Source organism: Calderihabitans maritimus (assembly GCF_002207765.1).
Taxonomy (GTDB): Bacteria; Bacillota; KKC1; order Calderihabitantales; family Calderihabitantaceae; genus Calderihabitans; species Calderihabitans maritimus.
This window is the reverse complement of sequence record NZ_BDGJ01000197.1, coordinates 61,777-81,658: the sequence shown is the minus strand read 5'-3', so window position 1 is coordinate 81,658 and position 19,882 is coordinate 61,777. Positions and strand designations below refer to the sequence as shown.

The window sequence follows — 19,882 nt, the reverse complement described above, 5'->3', positions numbered from 1 at the left end:
ATGGGGGACTCGCCTTTATGAAAAAAGTGCTCGTTATGTCATCCCGTATTCCGTACCCGCTGACTGCCGGGTATAAAATAAGGATTTATTACCTGTCGCGAATTCTGGCCCGAAAGTACCGGGTCGACCTGCTGGCCATTGATGAAAACCGGGACGGTAATTACCGCGAACTGGAAAAGATTTACCGCCGGGTCAGGGTATTCAGGGTATCCGGGTTCCGCCTGCGCCGGCAGGCCCTGTTCGGATTGGTCGGTGCTAAACCCCTGCAGGTCAAATACTACTTCTTACCCGAAGTACAGGAGTGGTTGAAGGATCATGCCGGCGATTATGACCTTATTTACTGCAACCATATCAGAATGGCCGAATACCTGCGGGAAACCGGGATTCCCAAATTAATCGATTTCCACGACGCCATTTCCATGCACTACCAGTCTTCCCTTTCCCGGGCGAGAGGCCTCTGGAAGATGATTTACCAGGTCGAAAGCCGTCGCGTGTTGAACTACGAACTGGCAGTTCTCCAGTTTTTCGATAAAGCGTTTATTACTGCTCCCGCTGACCGAAATTACCTGCTGTCCCGTTTTTACCGGGTCAATCCCGGGCAGGAACCCTGTCCGGTGGTCGTTATTCCCATGGGTGTCAAGGAAGAAGTGCTTTCCCGCCCGGAGTGCAGCGAGGAAGAAGACTGGGTCGTTTTCCTGGGCAAGATGGACTATTACCCCAACCAGGAGGCGGCGGTATATTTTGCACGAGAAGTCTTCCCCTTGGTGAAAAAAATCAGCGGCAGAGAAATGGAGTTTGTAATCGTGGGCACCAGTCCCACCGGAAGAGTCCTGGAGCTGGAAAATATTCCTGGAGTCAGGGTCACCGGCTTTGTGGAAGACCCGTATTTTTACCTGGAAAGGGCCCGGGTAGTGGTGGCTCCGGTCAGGCTGGGAGCCGGAATACAGAATAAGATTCTGGAAGCCATGGCCCTGAAAAAGGCGGTGGTAACCACCCCGGTGGGAGTGCGGGGAATCCACGGAGCCGAACCCGGAAGGCACCTCTTGGCGGCGGCATCAACGGAAGAAATTGCGGAAACAGTGGCCAAGGTCCTGGAAGATGAAGAATTAAGGAGACACCTCGGGAAGCACGGGCGGGCGCTGGTCGAGCAGAAATATACCTGGGAAGTGATTGAACCGCAGGTACTGCGGGAAATCGATGAGCTGGTATGACAGGGGGCGGGGGTATGAGAAAAGGAAATGAAAAGCCTGTCATCGATAAAGCCCTGGAGGAACACCGGGAAGTCCTGAGCTCTCTGGCTAACCTGCGGGAGAAGATTAAGTTCGCCGCGGAAATGATAGCGCAAAATCTCCGCCGGGGCGGCACCGTGTTTTTCTGCGGCAACGGCGGTTCCGCGGCCGATGCCCAGCATTTGGCCGGGGAACTGGTGGGGAAGTTTTTGCGGGATAGACCGGCCTTGGCCGCGGTGGCTCTCAACACCAATACTTCCGTGATCACTGCCGTGGGCAACGACTATGCCTTTGAGCGGGTGTTCGCCCGCCAGATTGAAGCCCTGGGCAAACCGGGGGACTGCTTGGTGGCCATATCCACCAGCGGCACTTCCCCTAACGTTGTAGAGGCGGTCCGGGCGGCCAGGGGACGGGGGATGCTGGTAATAGGGATGACGGGAGCAGGGGGCGGGCGGCTGGCTGAATGGTGCGATATCTGCCTGGAGGTCCCCTCGCACTCCACTCCCCGCGTACAGGAAATGCACCTCCTTGTCGGCCACATCATCTGCCAGATGGTGGAGGAGGCCCTGTGCTAGAACAGGCGGTAATCCTGGCGGGGGGCAGGGGATCCCGGTTGAAGGAACTCACGCAAAAAACTCCCAAGCCGCTGCTGCCCGTGGGCGGCAGGCCCTTTTTGGAGCACCTGCTATGGAACATACAGAGACATGGTATCCACCGCTTTCTGTTCCTGGTCAGTTATAAAGCGGAGCAAATCAGGGAGTATTTTGGGGACGGGAGCCGCTGGGGTGTAGAAATCGAGTATAGTATGGAGACCGTTCCGGCGGGGACGGGAGGTGCCCTGAAACACGCGTTAGATAAGCTGGAGGATTTGTTTATTTTATTTAACGGGGATACCATTTTTGATTTCAACTACCTCGACCTGGCCCTTTGGCTGGAAAAGCAACGCGCATCCGCCGCGGTGGCCCTGCGGGAGGTAGAAGATGCCGGCCGCTATGGTGCCGTTGCGGTTTTGGGGAGGAAAGTGCGGGATTTCGCGGAAAAAGGGCGTGCCGGGCCGGGACTGGTGAACGGTGGGGTCTATGTCCTCAGGAAAGAAACGGTGAGAGAGTTGCCGCAAGGATTCACTTCCCTGGAAAGAGGGTTTCTTCCCCGCCTGGCGGAGCAGGGGCTCCTGCTGGGGCAAACGTACGAAGGCTTCTTTCTGGACATAGGCCTGCCTGAAACCCTTCGCGAAGCAAATGAACTTATCCCCCGGTGGCGCCGCAAACCGGCGGTGTTTTTTGACCGCGACGGGGTGCTTAACGTGGATAAGGGCTACGTGCACCGCCCGGAACAGATTACCTGGGTTGAAGGGGCCCCGGAAGCGGTGAAGGAAATGAACGACCGCGGCTGGCTTGTTTTTGTGGTTACCAACCAGTCGGGAGTGGCCCGCGGTTACTATTCCGAGGAAGATGTCGGGCGCCTGCACCGGTGGATGAATGAAGAGCTGAAAAGGCGTGGTGCCCACATTGACGCCTTCTATTACTGCCCCCATCATCCCGAGGTAGGCCGGGGCATTTACCGCCGGCAGTGCCTCTGCCGGAAACCCGCCCCGGGACTTTTACAGCGGGCCCTGGCCGAGTGGCCTGTGGACGGGGAGAGAAGCCTGCTCATCGGCGATACACCGGCAGACGTGGCGGCAGCCCGGGCGGCCGGTATCCGGGGCCTGCTGTTTCCGGGCGGCAATCTCCGGGAATTTATGAGACAGGTTTGCGGCGTGGAAAGACCTTAAACGCTTTCCCGGGTTAACTCTGGAGGAGGAAAAACGGGTGACCAAGGTATACGCCATTGTTCTCAACTGGTGCGGGTATAGCGACACTACCCGGTGCGTGCGCAGTTTACTCAAACAGGCACCGTCAGGCTCTATCTCCTTAAAAGTGCTGGTAGTGGACAACGCTTCCCCCGACGGGTCGGGATCCCGCCTGGCAAAGCAGTTTGAAAGCTGCCCGCGGGTTCGCTGCTTGGCTAATCCCTCCAACCTGGGCTTTGCCGGAGGTATGAACGCGGGGATGCGGGTGGCCCTGGAGGAGGGGGCCGACTACATCTTTGTTCTCAACCAGGACGCCTTCGTCGAGGAGGAAGCGGTAGAGCGTCTGGTGGAGGCGGCTTCCGCCGACCCGTCTATCGGGGCCGCAGGGCCGCGGATTGTTTACGCTTCAGAGCCGCAAAAAATCTGGCATGGTGCAGGTTATTTCAATTTTATCAAGGCCGGAGTGGTGGTTCCCGAAAAAAACAAACCTGTTGGATCGGCTGCCCCCCGGGTTCGAGATGCTTCCTTCCTGACTGGCTGCGCGCTCCTTATCCGCGCAGAGGTCCTCAAACGCGTCGGTTTTTTGGATGAGGATTACTTCCTGTACGTGGAGGACCTGGATTTCTGTTGGCGCCTGCGAAAAATGGGCTACCGGTTAGTTTATGTCCCCGGCGCCCTGGTGTATCATGACCTGGACCCCCAGCTGCGGGACCGGATGAACCCCGTGGTGCTCTACCACCGGGGAAGAAGCTGTATGGTTTTTCTCCGCAAGCACTTCCCCGTGCCGTACGTGATCTACGGGTTTCTCTTCCAGACCCTGGTGGGAACTCTGTTCCGCCTGGCAAAAGGGGTAAAAGCAGGACAGCCCCTCCAGCTGGCAAGGGCCTGGCTAGAAGGCCTGAGGGATGGCCTTTTCACTCGCATCTCCCGGGCAAAACCCCGGGTTGCCATAGCCGGTTTATACGGCCGGGGCAACCTGGGGGATGAGTTGATACTGAAGGGGGTGCTCGACGCCCTGAACCGGGTCAAGGGGCCTCCACCGGACCGTTGTGTGGTTTTATCTGCCTCGCCGGAAGAGACGGCCAGGTATGTCCATGTGCGGGCGGTGAAGCGGCACTGCTTCTCCGCCCTAGCTGCCGTCATGCAGAGCCGCTGGCTCATCATCGGCGGGGGAGGCCTGTTCCCCGGTACGGTCAAGTCCGCCTTCTACTACCTGTTGCTGGTTCTGGCGGCCCGGAGAACCGGCGGGCGGGTATCCATACTGGGGGTTGGGGTTAACCCCCTGCAGAAGTTATGGGCCAGGGTTTACCTGGCGGTTATTCTCAACCTGTCCGATGACATAGTAGTGCGGGACAAAGATTCTCTGGAGCGGTGCCGGGCGTTAACCCGCAGGCCGGTCGGCCTGGGGACTGATTTTGCTCTGGTGGCTTCCCTGGAAGACATGGAGATTGCTCAACCTCCTGCCGGGCGGGAGACAAAGACGCTGGGATTTGCGGTGAAGGGACGCAGGCTCTCACCGGATTACCTGGCAGCCATAGGTGCCTTGTTTCGCCGCTGGCTGGCCGGAGGGAACAGGAAGCTGCGCCTGATCGTATCTTTCAAGAGGGAGCTCGACCTGGTCATGGGCCGGCGCCTCTACCGGATCATCGATTTGCCCTGCCGGGTCGAGCTGTGGGAAGCCGGGGAAGTGGGACAGTGGATACAAGGCATCGCCGGCTGCGACCTCCTGCTGACCCAGCGCCTGCACCCGGCCTTGGTGGCCGCCCGCTGCGGGATTCCCGTCCTCGCCCTTACCGGTGAGCCGAAAATCCGGAGTTTTGGTGCGGTATTGGGCTGGTCGTTTATAGACAGGGCATCATTGCCCAAGATGAACGCAGAACTATTTAATTCGATTTTAGAGAAAGCATACAGGAACGCTGCCGGAGCCCAATCGGAGCTCAACACGGAGCCCCTGCTCAGTCTTCTATCCGGTATAGCAAGCCGGGGGGAAGCCAGCCAGACTCTGGTGTCGAATTAAGAGAGTGTTTCATATTATAGTCAGTAGAGTTGCCGGCCTGATTAGTTTAAAAATAATTCCCTACGCCTGGAGGAGCAAATATGGCCTCAATAAATGATATCCAGACAGGCCTCGTGCCCATAGTGGTGAGGCTAAAACGAATAGCTATAAGCATTATACAAAATTTCCTGGAGAAAAAAGGATATGTTATTACGTCTTCAATGTTGGGTCTGGGAAGAGAGAGGAGATTCAACTTAATTACCATGGATTATATCAGGTTGAGCACTTTAGAGCTAATTGCTCATGAAATCTATAGTAACAAAGTGGAAGGAAGTGTAGCAGAGCTGGGGGTATATCGAGGTGATTTTGCCCAACACATAAATGCTTTGTTTAAAGATAGAAAGCTGTATCTATTCGATACATTTAGTGGATTTGATAATAGAAATATGCAAACAGAGCTTGACAACAAGTTTTCAGACCCACGAAAACAGGATTTTTCTGACACCAATGTCCAGATGGTACTGAGAAAGATGCAATATCCGGAAAATTGTGTTATAAAACAAGGTTTTTTCCCTGAAACTGCTATTGGTTTAGATGATGTATTTGCATTTGTCAGTATTGATGCAGATTTATACGAGCCGATTTATGACGGATTAAAATATTTTTATCCTAGGTTGAACAAAGGTGGCTATATTCTTGTACATGACTACAATAACACGAATTATCTCGGAGCAAAAGAAGCAGTGAAAAGGTTCTGTAAAGAAAAAGATATTGGATATGTTCCTTTGAGTGATGCTTGGGGTAGTGCGGTCATTTCAAAATGAAGTGGAACCTGCTTGGAATGGTACAAGACATGGTACGGAGCTCTAAGCGCTGAGCCATTGTGCAGGCCGAATGCCTGTTAACGCAAATCTATGAAATTAGGAGGAGGTTACGACATGAATATCAAGGAATTCGAACTGCCAGGCGTGAGAACCTATGCCCTGAAAGTCCTGCCCGACGAAAGGGATTCTTTGCCCCGGCGTGTACCACCTCACCAATGGTGGAAGCTGCAGCTGGTTTCAGTTCGCCCGGGAAATATTCAGCCTCCTGGGCATCCCGGCGGATTTAGAACTGGTAAGCTCTGCTCGGTTCCCACAGAAAGCTGCCCGGCCCGGTTATGCCCACCTGCATAACCGGAAGCTGGGACACTTGGGCCTGAAGCCGTGGAAAGAAGCCCTGGCCGATTATCTGAGAGAAAAACATTACGTCGGTTAGAAAGCTTTTACTATCCTGCGGTCGGGAGGAAACCACATGACCCGTGCAAGCAGGGCCCACCAGCGGGCCTTGGCCAAAGCCATAAGCTGGCGGATATTTGCCACCCTGACCACCATGACCATAGTGTATTTATTCACCGGGAAAATAGATCTTTCCATTGGGGTAGGCATAGTAGAAGTCATTTCTAAGATGCTCCTTTACTACCTCCACGAGCTCATTTGGGAAAAAACCTCCTGGGGCCGGAAAAGACATCCCCTCAGTGAGTTCCAGATTAAGAAAGAACTGACACCGGAGGATAAAGAAAAAATCAACCAGAAGCTGAAAGAACTTGGTTATTTATAAACCTAAAATTAGATTGGGGAGGAAACCATGGACCATCTAAAAAAACTCGAAAGCCAGAGCATCTACATTATCCGGGAAGCCTACCGGCAGTTCAAAGACGTGGCCATGCTGTGGTCAATAGGAAAAGATTCCACGACCTTGTTATGGCTTATCAGAAAGGCCTTCTACGGAAAAGTACCCTTTCCCATACTCCATATCGACACCGGCTACAAATTCAAAGAGATCTACCAATTCAGGGACAAATATGCCCGGGAATGGGGTCTCAACCTTATAGTCCACAAAAACCAGGAAGCCGTTGATAGAGGCGTCTGCCCCGAAAAAGGCAAGCTGGAATGCTGTACGGAACTCAAAACCAACGCCCTCAAACAGGCCATTGCCAAGTATAAATTCAAAGCTTTATACCTCGGCATAAGAAGAGACGAACACGGTATTCGGGCCAAGGAAAGAGTATTCTCACCGCGGGACGAGGACTTCGAATGGAACTACAAGGAGCAACCCCCTGAGCTATGGGACCAGTTCAAAAGCAAAGCCAGAGAAGAAGAACACCTGAGAGTACATCCCATGTTAGGCTGGACGGAACAGGATATCTGGGAGTACATCCGGAAAGAACACATTCCCATCACCGACCTTTATTTTACCAAAAACGGCAAGCGCTACCGCAGCATCGGCTGCGAGACCTGCTGCAGTCCCATAGATTCAAATGCTGATACCATAGACGCCATAGTAGAAGAACTGAAAACCACCAAAATATCTGAACGCAGCGGCAGGGCTCAGGACAAAGAATCCGCCTACATGATGCAAAAACTCAGATCCTTAGGATACATGTAAAGGGGAGAGCGAGATGAACCACAGCGACACCTTAAAATTCGTCATCGTGGGCCACGTAGACCACGGCAAATCCACCCTTATCGGAAGGCTTTTTTACGATACTGACTGCCTGCCGCCCGACAAAGTCGAAGAGATAGAAAAAACCTCAAAAGAGCTGGGCCGGGAAGTAGAATTCGCCTTTTTACTGGACCACCTGCAGGAAGAACGGGAGCAGGGCATTACCATTGATACAGCCCAGACCTTCTTCAAGACCGAAAAGAGGAAATACGTAATCATAGACGCCCCGGGACACGTAGAATTTGTCAAAAACATGATCACCGGCGCCTCCCAGGCCGAGGCTGCCATCCTGATCGTAGATGCACTGGAAGGGGTAAAAGAACAAACCAGGCGACACGCCTACATTCTCTCCCTGCTAGGTCTGGACCAGGTGATAGTAATAATTAACAAAATGGATGCCGTCAATTACGACGAGAATAGATTTAACACTGTCAAGAACGATGTAGAAAAATTCCTGGAGAGCATCAACATTAAGGCAAAATACTACCTTCCCATCTCTGCCCTTAAAGGAGACAACGTAGCCAAAAAATCAGAAAACATGAAATGGTATCAAGGGGTAACCGTTTTAGAAAGCTTGGATTCTTTGAAGAATAAACCTCCGGCAGAAGATAAACCCTTAATTTTCCCTATCCAAGACGTATACAAAATCGACGGCAAACGAATTAACGTAGGCAGAGTAGAGGCCGGAATAATCGAAAAGGGCCAGATCATCAAAATCCTGCCCACCGGGCAGGTCACCAGAGTGAAGAGCATTGAAAAATTCATGGAAAATACCGATAGAAGCGTGGCCGGCGAGTCCACCGGATTTACCACCGAAGACCCCGTCTTTTTGGAGAGGGGCCACGTTGTATGCCTGCCGGGCAACGAACCTTATTTAACCGATACGTTCAAAGCCAACGTATTCTGGATGTTCCGAAAGCCTTTAGATATTAACGAGAAAATAACCCTCAAATGTGCCACGCAGGAGGTATCCTGCCGGGTACAGAGCATCGAAAAAAGAATGAACTCCTCAACCTTAGAACTGTTAGAAAGGAACGCAACCATCTTAGAAAACCTCGAAGTAGGCGAAGTAATCATCAAGACCAAGCATCCCATTGCCGTCAAGACCTTCAATGAAGTACAGGAACTGGGAAGGTTCGTCTTGGAACGGGATCAGTTAACCTGTGCCGGCGGAATTATTACTGAAATACTGTAGATCAAGGCAGGAGGCTATGAAATTGTTTTTTAAGAGAAATAGAGAAGCAAGAACATTTGTATTAGGAATCGATGGTTTACCATACTCACTGGTACAAGAGAAATTCAAAAAGGGTGAAATGCCCAATTTGGCTGCTATAGCCAAGGAGGGACAGTGCAAAAGGATAAACTCGGTTTATCCCACTATTTCCTCGGTGGCTTGGGCCAGTTACATGACCGGGAAAAATCCCGCGGAACACGGGATCTTCGGTTTTGTGGACCGGGAACCAAACCCCTTCAGAATTAAGATACCCACCGGCGCCGACCGGAAAGCCGAGACCCTATGGCACCGGCTGTCCAAACAGGGCAAAAGAGTAATCGTAATAAATGTGCCGGTCACCTATCCGCCGGAACCGGTAAACGGCATTATAACTTCCGGCTTTCTCTGCATGGACATAGACAAGTCATCCTATCCAAAGGAGTTTAACAGCTATCTCAAAGAAAGAGGATACATTATTGACGTGGACTCCTGGCTGGCCCGGGAGGATAAAAAAAAGTTCATGCAAGAACTACACCGTGCCATGGACAAAAGATTTGAAATAGCTTTTGAATTAATGGAGAAGGAAAAATGGGACTTCTTCCAGCTACACATTATGGAAACCGACCGGTTGATGCACTTCTTCTGGGATGATATAGAACAGGAAGGAGAATTTACCCCTGAGATCAACAGGTTTTTTGCGAAGCTGGACAACTACGTTGGCGAGCTTAACGACAAATTATCCGAGAATGATCGTTTGTTGATTTTATCAGACCACGGGTTTTGTGGCATTAAATACGAAGTACAGCTCAACACCTGGTTGGAAAGAGAGGGTTTATTGAAATTTGAACCGGGTGAGAAGAAAGAACTTGCCAACTACCATCCCGACTCGTTGTGTTACTCCCTTCTTCCCGGCAGGATTTACATCAACCTGGAGGGCAGGGAGGAAAAAGGTACGGTTAAAGAAGCTGACTATGAAAAGGTAAGGCAGCAAATAAAAGAGCGCCTGTTTACTCTCAAAGATCCTGAAACGGGTCAACCTGTCATAGACAAAGTATTCTTCCGGGAAGAAATTTACCAGGGTCCTTACCTCGACAACGCTGCAGACATCATCGCCCATCCCGTGAACGGGTATGATCTCAAGGGAAGGACGGGAATGGACCAGATCTTTGAACGGTCGCCCTTGAACGGAATGCATACCTGTGCGGATGCACTTATAGTAGGTAAGAATATTGACCTGACAAAAACAGAGTCGATAATCGATATTTTTGATGTACTTGTATCCAACAGCGAGAGTTGAGGTGCGAACAGCATTTGAGCAAGGACGAGATATTGGAAGGGCAAAGATTAAAGACAATAGCTCACGGGGCAGGCTTAACTTTTATAGGAAGTGTTGTTGGGTATGGCTTAAAATATATCCTGTCCATCGTGCTGGCAAGGTTTCTGGGTGCACAAATGGTTGGGTTATATTTTTTGGGACAAACGATAACTAATTTGGCTGCTACGATTTCTCGTGCGGGACTAGATAACGGTGTACTGAAATTTATCCCTTCTTATCAGGTTCACGGCCAAGAGGAAAAGGTTAAAGTTGTAGTAGTTGAAACTTTAGGATTTACCTTTGGAGTTTCTATTTTAATCTCAACAATCATTTTTGTTACTAAGAGCTGGGTGGCCCGTTTTTTTGAAGTACCTGGCCTGGTTAAAATAATTCCCTTTTTTGCCATAGCTTTGCCCTTTGTAAATCTAATGACCGTCGCCGCCGCCTTAGCGAAGGCCTTCAAACGAATAGATTACAGCGTTATCCCCGTAAATATAGTTCAACCATTACTTAATCTGCTTGCTATTTCACTCTTCTTTTTGCTCGGTTTTCGCATTTTCGGAGCTCTTGTAGCCTACATTTTATCCCTGGTTTTAACCAGTTTTCTCTCTCTGTTCTATATTCGAAGACTTAGTCCCGGCAAATATACCAGGAAGGGTTTTCTTCAAATAGGATCATTGGTCATATACTCACTTCCTCTACTTTTAGTATCATTTCTCAACTTTATCACTATGTGGATCGACACTCTCATGTTGGGTTTTTTCAAAGGTGCTTTTGAGGTTGGGATTTATAATGCTGCCGTTAAAACTGCTACTTTATCAAGTTTTATATTGGTATCGTTTAATGCCATTTTTGCACCTACGATTTCAGAATTATACTCTAAAGGTGATATGAAAGAATTAGGTCGGTTATTCCAAACCGTTACCCGCTGGATTGTCGTCTTTACATGGCCCATGTTTTTGTTTATATTGCTTTTTTCAAAAGATATTATGCTTCTTTTCGGTAAGGAATTTGGGATAGGTTCGACCGCTCTCACGCTGCTGGCACTGGGCCAGTTAGTTAATTCTGCTGTTGGTTCAGTGGGGTACCTATTGGTAATGACTGGATGGCAAAAGTTAATGATGATCAATACGTTAGGGATATGTTTTTTAAACATTTTGTTAAATTATTTTTTAGTACCCCGTTATTCTATTGACGGCGCGGCTGCCGCAACGGGATTTTCCAATGCGCTGTTCAATATCGTTATGCTTATTGAAGTAGCCATAATTTTAAGGGTGCAGCCATATAATGTTAAGTTCCTTAAACCTTTACTTTCCGGAGTTGTGGCATCCTTAATTGTTCTTCTTCTCAACTCGATTGTTCCGGCATTTGATTCTGTAATTGTCTTTCAGGCTATTTTTTTTATAGCGATTTATATGAGAATAATGTTAGCTATGCGGTTGGAGAATGAAGATAAAGTGATTATAGAGTCCGTTCTTCGAAAATTGATTATCCGAGGTGGGTCCATTGGCTGACAAATGTTTGGTTATAGGGCTTGATGGAGCAAATTTCGATCTTATTAAGCCTCTTGCAGAAAAAGGCTTCATGCCTACACTGGCGAAGCTCATGCGTGAAGGATTATGTAGAGTACTGGAAAGTATAATCCCGCCGGTTACAGGGCCGGCCTGGGTATCTTTTCAAACAGGGACTGATCCGGGGCAGCACCAGGTTTTTGACTTCGTTCTCCCGCGCGAATCCCTGTCCCGTCTAAGCCCTGTCACTACCAAGGACATCAAAGTTCCTACTTTATTTGACATTCTTCATGCTAGAGGTAAGAAGTATATTTCAATAAATCTTCCGTGTTCGTATCCCCCAAAAGCAGGGCAGATTACCATCACCAGTTTAATGACCAGGGGAAATGAGTGTGTTTTCCCTTCCGGGTTACGGGAGGAAATAACTGAATTAAAAGGGTACCGGGTCGTTCCCGATGTTTCTTTAATAACATCTGGCAACCTGCTGGCGTATATTAAAGATATTCGGCTACTAGAGCAAGTGCGTTTTGACTGTGCACGAAAACTTTTTAACAAAGAGTGGGACTTTTTCTTTTATCTCATTAGCGGAATCGACTGGGTGCAACATTATTTATATGATAAGTTGTTGTGCTTCGCCCAAACTGAAGTGGTTAAAGAGGCCCTGGAATTCTATAAAGACGCAGATACTTACATCCAGTGGTTCCTGAACCATATCCCTTCGAATACCAATGTGATAATTATGTCAGACCACGGCTTCAAAGTTTATGAAGGGCAATTCCAACTTAATGAATGGCTTTGGAGGGAAGGTTACCTGAGTATTAAGAAACGCGAAACCGAAAAAGTATTTATTCATAAATTTCAAGAGGAGTTCGTGAAAGCATGCAGGAGCAAAAGTATCGTCGTACCGACCTGGCTGGTTAAGAATCGTCTGCTTTTTCCTGTGGCTGCAAGACTTTATAAGAGGATACGGCGATTCTTACCTTTTAAACCTGTTCTGGAAATTGAACCCGATTTAAGTACAACTAAAGCTTATAACACTACTCCGGAATCCATGGGCATTTACATTAATGATGCAGGCAGATTTACTGACGGAATAGTTTCAGATAAGGGCGAGTATGTAGAACTTCGCACTGAAATTGTTAGTAAGTTGAAGGAGCTTAAGGATAATAGAGGTCGCTCGGTTGTAGAAAGAATTTGGCTGAAAGAGGAGTTGTACGGAAATCCTGCCCCGAGGTTGGCCCCTGATATCATTATGCTCCCCTCCGATTATTGGTTCGGCTCCGGGTTTAGTAGCGAAATTTTTGAAAAGAAAGCCCTCAACAGCCATGACCTGTTTGGTATATTCATAGGGTGGGGTTCAAAATTCAAGGAGGACCTGTTCAGGGATTCCCTCAATATTACTGACCTAATGCCGATTATTCTGAACTGCATGGGAGTTTCTGTGCGGGGCAACGAACGAAAGGAAATTCTTGCATCCCTTGAAGTGTTCAACGAAGAAGAGCAGGTAAAAAATCGGCTTAAAGCTCTCGGTTATCTGGATTGACATATTAAAACTTTGTGTCAACAGGAGATGGTTGTTAATAAAATAAATTGATCCTCGTGTAAAACCCAAATAATTCTCAAGGAGGTTATGGTATGAGCATCAAGGAGTTTGACCTTCCGGGTGTCAGAACCTATGATTTGAAAGTCCTCCCCGACGAAAGGGGATTCTTTTCCGAAGCCCTGCGGCAGGACTGGAGCGATTTTCTGGAGGGCGATGAAGTCGTCCAGGCCAACCTGTCCATGAGCTACCCGGGCATGGTCAGGGCCTGGCACCGGCACCGGAGAGGACAGGTCGACTATTTCCTGGTCCTGAAAGGGGCCATGAAAATCTGCGCCTATGACGACCGGCCGGATTCTCCTACCCACGGCAAGCTGGTAGAGATTGTAGCCACGGAACATAAGTTTCAGGTGGTAAGAATTCCCGGCCTGTACTGGCACGGCACCAAAACGGTGAGCTCCGAGCCTTCTCTCACCATGTATTTTGTGTCCAGGTTGTACCGGTATGACGACCCCGACGAAGAAAGAAGACCCTGGAACGACCCGACCGTCATTGACCCTCGAACCGGGCTGCCCTTCGACTGGAACAGGCCACCCCATAAATAGGGAGGAGCGGGATCATGAAAGTTTTGGTTACCGGCGGAGGCGGCTACATAGGTTCCGTACTGACCCGGCTGCTGCTGGAAAGAGGCCACCGGGTGAGGTGCCTGGACCGGTTTTTCTTCGGCAAAGAGGTCCTGGAAGAAGAAAAAGAAGAGTATAAAGACCGCCTGGAACTGGTGCAGGGGGATATAAGGTGGGTCGAACCGGAAGTACTGGAGGGGGTCGATGCGGTCATGGACCTGGCCGCCCTGTCCAACGACCCCACCGGCGAGCTGGACCCGCAGAAGACCATGGATATCAATTACCGGGGAAGGGCCAGGATGGCCGAAATGGCCAAAGAGTACGGGGTTAACCGCTATATACTGGCTTCTTCCTGCAGCATTTACGGCTTTCAGGAGGGGATACTCGATGAAAACTCCCCGGCCAGGCCGCTGACCACCTACGCCCGGGCAAACTACCTGGCGGAAAGGGCGGTACTGTCCCTGCTGGATGAAAATTTCAAGCCGGTAGCGCTCCGGCAGGCTACGGTGTACGGCCTTTCCAAAAGAATGCGTTTTGACCTGGCCGTAAACGGCATGACCCTAGGGTTTTTCAAGCAGGGCAAAATTCCCATCCTGCGGGACGGCACCCAGTGGCGCCCTTTTGTCCACGTCAGGGACACGGCCAAGGCCTTCATCATGGCTATGGAAGCCGACCCCGGCCTGGTGGGCGGGCAGGTGTTCAACGTGGGGGCCAACGAGCAGAACTACCAGATTTACCCGCTGGCGGAACTGGTGGCGGAGGCCACCGGGCTGCCCTTTGCCTTTGAGTGGTACGGCTCTCCCGACCACCGCAGCTACCGGGTAAGCTTTGACAGGATCAAACAGGTGCTCGGATACCACCCGGATTATACCCCCGCGGACGGAGCCCGGGAAATCTATGCTGCCTTGAAGGACGGGCGCGTCGTTGACAGTACCAGGACCATAACCCTCCAGTGGTATAAACATTTACTGGAGACGCATAAATTCATCCACGACATTGAAATGAACGGGGTGTTGTTATGAAAATTGCCGTCATTGGCGCCGGCGGGCAACTGGGTTCGGATATAGTTAAGGTGCTGCAGGGCACCGGTCACCGGTGCTATCCCCTTGCCCACCGGGATATTGAGGTTGCCGACAGGGAAAGCTGCGCCATATTAAGGGAACTGAAACCGGAAGTGGTAATCAATACCGCCGCCTTTCACCAGGTCGATGCCTGCGAAGACGACCCGGAAAAGGCCTTCCGGGTCAATGCCGTGGGGGCTAAAAACGTGGCGGAGATATGTGCCGGCATTGATGCCACCTGCGTCTACATCAGCACTGATTACGTTTTTGACGGGACAAAAAAAGAGGGTTACGTCGAAGAAGACCCGCCCAATCCTTTAAACACCTACGGCATTTCCAAGCTGGCCGGTGAACTTTATACCAGGAGGTGCCCGCGCCACTATATTTTCCGGGTGGCCAGCCTGTTCGGCGTGGCCGGAGCCAGCGGCAAGGGCGGGAATTTCGTGGAAACCATGATAGCGAAGGCCCGGCGGGGAGAAAAAATCCGGGTGGTGGACGATATGTTTATGTCCCCCACCTATACCTGGAACGCGGCGGAAGTGCTGTTAAAAGCAGTGGAACAGGGAATTGACCACGGTATATACCACCTCACCAACGGCGGAAGCTGCAGCTGGTTCCAGTTTGCCCGGGAGATATTTACCCTTCTGGGCCTGGAAGTAGACCTGCAACCCGTAAGCTCCGCCCAGTTCAAACAAAAGGCCATCAGGCCCCGGTATTCGAATCTCAATAACCAAAAGCTGAAACACCTGGGGCTGAAACCGTGGAAAAAAGCCCTGGCTACTTATTTAAGAGAAAAGGGCTACCTCAGTTAGAGAACTTTAAAAAGAGGAGCTGTACAGGGGTTCTGATCTGACCCTGGCACCGGATATTATTATATCACCCGCTCATTACTGGTTCGGTTCCGGCTTTAACGACAGGATTATAGAAGAGAAAGTTGTTAACGGCCATCGCCGTTCAGGTATATTTGTGGTCTGGGGTCCGGACTTCGAAGAAGATATAGCGGTGAGCCCCCTGAACATAACTGACGCTATGTCCCTTATCTTAAAGTCTATGGGTATCCCGTCGCTGTACCGTGCCGATAACGATACGCTTCCCTGTTCTGGAGAAGAGGAGCAGGTAAAAAATAGATTGAAAGCTCTCGGGTATCTGGAATAACAGAATCAGAGTGACCTGAGAGTTTACTTTTATTCTTGTACGTTAGCCCGAGTATCGTGAAGTTTTGTGTCAAGCGGTGGAGGTTCTTAATAAAATAGAATGAAATAAAGGTAGCTGTCACAGGTTACCTCTCTCGTCTTCACTGGGGGGAAACGCCGGTGCGAAACGGACGCCCTCGCACGCTGTTCGATTTTTTGCTGATACTGGGAGACCTGTTGCTGGTTAACAGCGCCTTTATTCTGGCCTTTTTAATTCGCTTTAAGGGAAGATTGCCTGCTGCCAACTTCGATCCTTACGTTAAACTGTTTCCCTGGATTTCCCTGGTGGCAGTTGCCTTTTTCAACCTGTACGGGCTTTACTACACGGTTCGCCGCAACTGGAGAGACCTTCTCTCCTCTCTCATCTGCTCTGTCGGCTTGATTTTTCTAAGCGGTGTAGTTTTATCCTACATGACGCGGGCATTTGCCTTCCCGCGAACAGTGTTTTTTTTAGCGGCGTTATTACAGCTTCTCTTTTTGGGTGTCTGGCGTCGTTTCATGTGGAGACTGGAAAGAAAGCTCCACGGTTCCAAAAAGGTTGTAATCGTTGGAACGTTACCGGAAGCGCAGGAGCTGGCCGGGAAACTGTCCCGAAGCTCCGAAGGTGTATTCGGCGTACAGGGTTTAATCGTGTCATCCCAGGAGCGGCAGCAACCTGATCCTTATCCGTTGTTAGGCCGGTGGGAAACGGCTGACAGAGATCTGTTGGAACACAGCCCCGACCTGGTATATATCTGCTCCTCTGTTCCTCAGGAATTTAAGAAAAAAATAATTGCTTTTTCCCTGAGCAGCCCGTGGGAAGTGTACCTGGTACCCGACCTGTATGATATCCTGGTGGTCCAGGCTTCCCTGGACCAAATCGATGACACGCCGGTTTTTCACGTGGGCAGTGTCCGGCCCGGGAACGGCCTGCAGTTCGGGAAGCGCCTGCTGGACGTTGCCTTATCTGCCGTAGGACTGGTTTTGGCATCACCTATCATGCTTTTAATTAGCCTGGCTGTCAAACTGGATTCACCTGGTCCCGTCTTTTACACCCAGGAAAGAATAAGCTACCGGGGCCAAACATTTAAGCTTATCAAGTTTCGCACCATGATTAAAGATGCCGAAAAGCACTCCGGACCGGTACTGGCGGCGGAAAACGACCCGCGCATCACCCGGGTGGGGAAGTTTCTCCGGGCCACTCGGCTTGATGAGCTGCCCCAGTTGATCAACGTACTCAAAGGCGAGATGAGCCTGGTCGGACCCCGGCCGGAAAGACCATACTTTGTCCAACAGTTCGAAAAAGAGATACCGGAGTACTCCTACAGACATATAGTCAAGTCCGGAATTACGGGCCTGGCCCAGGTGGCAGGCAAGTACAGTACCAGTCCGAAGGACAAACTGCGCTTTGACCTGCTTTACGCCAGGAAAGCTTCGCTTCTACTGGATTTACAAATACTTTTTCAAACGCTTAAGGTGTTGTTTACCAAAGGCAAGAACCTCTAGCGGAAGGTATTACGCAAATGATTCGCCGGCAAAGCCGGAAGCTGCAAGAGCCGTTCGCCAAAAGCGGGCGGTTTTTTTAATATCCGGGTATTCCAGAGGTACCATAGGTACCGGAACTCCGGTGCAGTTCGGGTTATGGGGTTAACCTCACTGCCCAACCGCCGGAGCCTTTCTAGAGGGCTTAAAGGCAGGGAATACTTCCCAGTGGCCTGGCCAGCCGACCAATGTAATAGTTTTGTAAGAAATACTTAAGGAGTATGTAATCATCTTCATTTATATTTAACGTGGATGCCGGGCTATTTTTTAAAAAAGCTGCGATTGAGATGGTTTTCACAAGCACAATTCTCCGCCGCCCTACTGCTGGTGGCGGCGTAGTGTTAGGCATCTTAAGGTAATAGGAAAGGAGTTATGGCGTTGGGGAATAAGGAGCACAATCCGTTTGCCTGGGTGGTAGGTGGACTGCTGGCTTATGCCGGCCTGGACATGGTTAAAGGTCCGGGAAGAAAACTGCTCCGCCCTCCCGGTGCTGTTCCGGAAAAAACCTTCCTGGGCCTGTGTCTGCGCTGCGGTAAATGTGCCCAAGCCTGCCCCTACCGGGCGATTAAGATTGCCGGGGCCTGGGCCGGAGCTTCCAGCGGCACACCCTACATTACTGCCCGGAAAACTCCGTGTTACCTGTGTGAAGATTTTCACTGCATCAAAGCCTGTTCCAGCGGCGCGCTGCGGGAAGTGGCCAGAGAAGAGGTGGCCATGGGAACCGCCCGCATAAACCAGGCGACATGTATTGCTTGGCAGGGCATGCGCTGCGAGGTCTGTTATCGCCGCTGCCCGTTCATGGGAAAGGCTATAGTCATTGAGCGTTTTCACAACTACGCGACGGGAAAACATGCTGTTTTCGGTCCGGTGGTAAAAAAGGAACATTGCGTGGGCTGTGGTATCTGCGAGCATGTCTGCATTACCGACGTGCCTTCTATTACCGTAACCCCCCGTTAGGCAGGTGTTGCTTATGCGTAATCGTAGATGGACGTTGGCCAGAAAGCTGGTTCAGCTAAGCATTTTGGTCCTCTTTCTGAGCCCGCTGTTCGGCTTGAAGGTGATACGCGGTACCCTGGGAATGAGCCAGGTTTTCGGAGTTTTCCTGGCCGATCCCCTAGCCGTCCTGGAAGCGGCCCTGGCTGCAAAAACTGTCTATTTGCCCGTAATTTACGCCGCTCTGCTGGTCCTGGGCTTCTATTTTATCGTCGGCGGGAGGGCTTACTGCAGCTGGGTCTGTCCGGTCAACCTGCTTTTAGAAGGGGTGGCCTGGGTGCGCGAAAGGCTGAAAATAGGGCGGGACCTGGTTTTCCAAGGCAATCCCCGCTACAAATTGCTGGGCGGAGTTCTTATCCTGTCCCTTTTGAGCGGGTTGCCGGTATATGAGATAGTTTCGCCCGTGGCCGTGCTCATGCGGGATATCCTTTTTGGCTGGGGCACGGAAATCTTAATAGTGCTGGCCGTTGTTCTGCTGGACCTATTCATTTCCCGGCGTGGATGGTGCCGCTACCTTTGCCCCCTGGGAGCATTTTACTCCTTAATAGGGAGGTTCAGCCTTTTGAGGGTGAAGTTTCAACCCTCCAAGTGCACCAACTGTGCCAGGTGCGATGAGGTCTGTTACGTCGGCCCCCATCTGACCAGGCAGCTTCGGTCCGGAGGGGAAACTTTAATCGCTTCCGGGGACTGCAGCAACTGCGGAGCCTGTATTGATGCCTGTAAGGAAGGCGCCCTCTCCCTGGGCTTGCGGGGGAGCGCCGGGGCAGTCACCAGCGGTCAGGCGAGTAGAGGATAACCGGCGTCATTCAATTCAGCCGGATCAATATCCCAATAAATCTTCTTAACAACAGGGAGGAGGAAAAAATGAAGCTCAGTCGACGGGACTTTTTAAAGGCGGCTGCCGTTTCAGCTACCATGCTGGCGGCAGGGTGTACTGCCACTACTACTTCTTCTCCACCTGAGACCGCGGAAAACGCGCCTGCGGGCCTGGAGAATGTGGATGCAGACAACTGGTATAAGGCTGTCTGCCGCTTCTGCGGCACCGGCTGCGGTGTCATGGTAGGAGTCAAGAACGGGAAAGTCGTGGCTACCGTGGGAGACAAGGAGAATCCGGTTAACCGGGGCCTTATGTGCGTCAAGGGCTACTTCTTATCCAAAATCCTGTACGGTCCCGACCGCCTAACCAAACCCATGATAAGGAAAAACGGCAAACTGGTCGAGGCCAGCTGGGACGAAGCCCTGGACCTGGTGGCCGGCAAATTTAAGGAGGCCATCGATAAATACGGGCCCGACTCCGTGGCAATGTGGGTTTCCGGCCAGATGTACGTATGGGAAGGATATGCTGCCGCCAAACTGTTCAAAGCCGGCATAGGTACCAACAATATTGACCCCAACGCCCGTTTGTGCATGGCCA

General features: G+C 50.8%; 20 protein-coding genes. All 20 read left to right on the top strand.

From position 1 onward, the window contains the following. Positions 1-17 precede the first annotated feature (17 nt). On the top strand, positions 18-1,211 hold the full coding sequence (locus KKC1_RS14250) for a glycosyltransferase (protein ID WP_088555087.1): 1,194 nt from the start codon (positions 18-20) through the stop codon (positions 1,209-1,211). 14 nt (positions 1,212-1,225) lie between these two features. Beyond that, positions 1,226-1,804: a D-sedoheptulose-7-phosphate isomerase gene (locus KKC1_RS14245; RefSeq protein ID WP_088555086.1), complete on the top strand. Its 579-nt coding sequence runs from the start codon at positions 1,226-1,228 to the stop codon at positions 1,802-1,804. Next, entirely contained in the window at positions 1,798-3,000 is a 1,203-nt protein-coding gene (gene gmhB / locus KKC1_RS14240) for a D-glycero-beta-D-manno-heptose 1,7-bisphosphate 7-phosphatase (RefSeq protein ID WP_088555085.1), read from the top strand. The genes KKC1_RS14245 and gmhB overlap by 7 nt, the downstream gene beginning before the upstream one ends. 37 nt (positions 3,001-3,037) lie before the next feature. Next, entirely contained in the window at positions 3,038-5,035 is a 1,998-nt protein-coding gene (locus tag KKC1_RS14235; protein WP_088555084.1) for a polysaccharide pyruvyl transferase family protein, read from the top strand. An 80-nt stretch (positions 5,036-5,115) separates the two neighbouring features. After that, complete coding sequence (locus KKC1_RS14230; RefSeq protein WP_202820104.1) at positions 5,116-5,838, top strand: TylF/MycF/NovP-related O-methyltransferase; 723 nt, start codon at positions 5,116-5,118, stop codon at positions 5,836-5,838. A 199-nt stretch (positions 5,839-6,037) separates the two neighbouring features. Next, positions 6,038-6,271, top strand: a complete 234-nt coding sequence (locus tag KKC1_RS14225; protein WP_192868273.1) for a sugar nucleotide-binding protein — start codon at positions 6,038-6,040, stop codon at positions 6,269-6,271. A gap of 36 nt (positions 6,272-6,307) precedes the next feature. Then, entirely contained in the window at positions 6,308-6,613 is a 306-nt protein-coding gene (locus tag KKC1_RS14220; RefSeq protein WP_088555082.1) for a DUF2061 domain-containing protein, read from the top strand. Between the two features lie 27 nt (positions 6,614-6,640). Further along, positions 6,641-7,441, top strand: coding sequence for a sulfate adenylyltransferase subunit CysD (gene cysD / locus KKC1_RS14215; RefSeq protein WP_088555081.1), 801 nt, complete (start codon positions 6,641-6,643; stop codon positions 7,439-7,441). A 13-nt stretch (positions 7,442-7,454) separates the two neighbouring features. Next, on the top strand, positions 7,455-8,693 hold the full coding sequence (locus KKC1_RS14210) for a sulfate adenylyltransferase subunit 1 (protein WP_088555080.1): 1,239 nt from the start codon (positions 7,455-7,457) through the stop codon (positions 8,691-8,693). A 22-nt stretch (positions 8,694-8,715) separates the two neighbouring features. Beyond that, complete coding sequence (locus KKC1_RS14205) at positions 8,716-10,008, top strand: alkaline phosphatase family protein (protein WP_192868272.1); 1,293 nt, start codon at positions 8,716-8,718, stop codon at positions 10,006-10,008. Between the two features lie 14 nt (positions 10,009-10,022). Next, positions 10,023-11,540, top strand: a complete 1,518-nt coding sequence (locus tag KKC1_RS14200) for a flippase (RefSeq protein WP_192868271.1) — start codon at positions 10,023-10,025, stop codon at positions 11,538-11,540. Then, entirely contained in the window at positions 11,533-13,080 is a 1,548-nt protein-coding gene (locus tag KKC1_RS14195; RefSeq protein WP_192868270.1) for an alkaline phosphatase family protein, read from the top strand. Before KKC1_RS14200 ends, KKC1_RS14195 begins: the two co-directional genes overlap by 8 nt. A 92-nt stretch (positions 13,081-13,172) precedes the next feature. Further along, entirely contained in the window at positions 13,173-13,682 is a 510-nt protein-coding gene (locus tag KKC1_RS14190) for a dTDP-4-dehydrorhamnose 3,5-epimerase family protein (RefSeq protein WP_088555076.1), read from the top strand. A gap of 14 nt (positions 13,683-13,696) precedes the next feature. Beyond that, positions 13,697-14,722: an NAD-dependent epimerase/dehydratase family protein gene (locus KKC1_RS14185; RefSeq protein ID WP_088555075.1), complete on the top strand. Its 1,026-nt coding sequence runs from the start codon at positions 13,697-13,699 to the stop codon at positions 14,720-14,722. Further along, positions 14,719-15,573, top strand: coding sequence for a dTDP-4-dehydrorhamnose reductase (gene rfbD, locus KKC1_RS14180; RefSeq protein WP_088555074.1), 855 nt, complete (start codon positions 14,719-14,721; stop codon positions 15,571-15,573). The genes KKC1_RS14185 and rfbD overlap by 4 nt, the downstream gene beginning before the upstream one ends. Before the next feature lie 190 nt (positions 15,574-15,763). Further along, positions 15,764-15,916 (top strand): hypothetical protein, encoded by a 153-nt coding sequence (locus KKC1_RS16150; protein WP_153802867.1) that lies wholly within the window; start codon positions 15,764-15,766, stop codon positions 15,914-15,916. A gap of 158 nt (positions 15,917-16,074) precedes the next feature. Beyond that, on the top strand, positions 16,075-17,439 hold the full coding sequence (locus KKC1_RS14175) for a sugar transferase (protein ID WP_192868269.1): 1,365 nt from the start codon (positions 16,075-16,077) through the stop codon (positions 17,437-17,439). 414 nt (positions 17,440-17,853) lie between these two features. Then, positions 17,854-18,432: a 4Fe-4S dicluster domain-containing protein gene (locus KKC1_RS14170; protein WP_202820103.1), complete on the top strand. Its 579-nt coding sequence runs from the start codon at positions 17,854-17,856 to the stop codon at positions 18,430-18,432. A gap of 13 nt (positions 18,433-18,445) precedes the next feature. Beyond that, positions 18,446-19,264, top strand: a complete 819-nt coding sequence (napH, locus tag KKC1_RS14165) for a quinol dehydrogenase ferredoxin subunit NapH (protein ID WP_088555071.1) — start codon at positions 18,446-18,448, stop codon at positions 19,262-19,264. Positions 19,265-19,332: 68 nt separating this feature from the next. Further along, positions 19,333-19,882: molybdopterin-dependent oxidoreductase (locus tag KKC1_RS14160; protein ID WP_143288778.1), on the top strand; the 550-nt coding region annotated here is incomplete at its 3' end.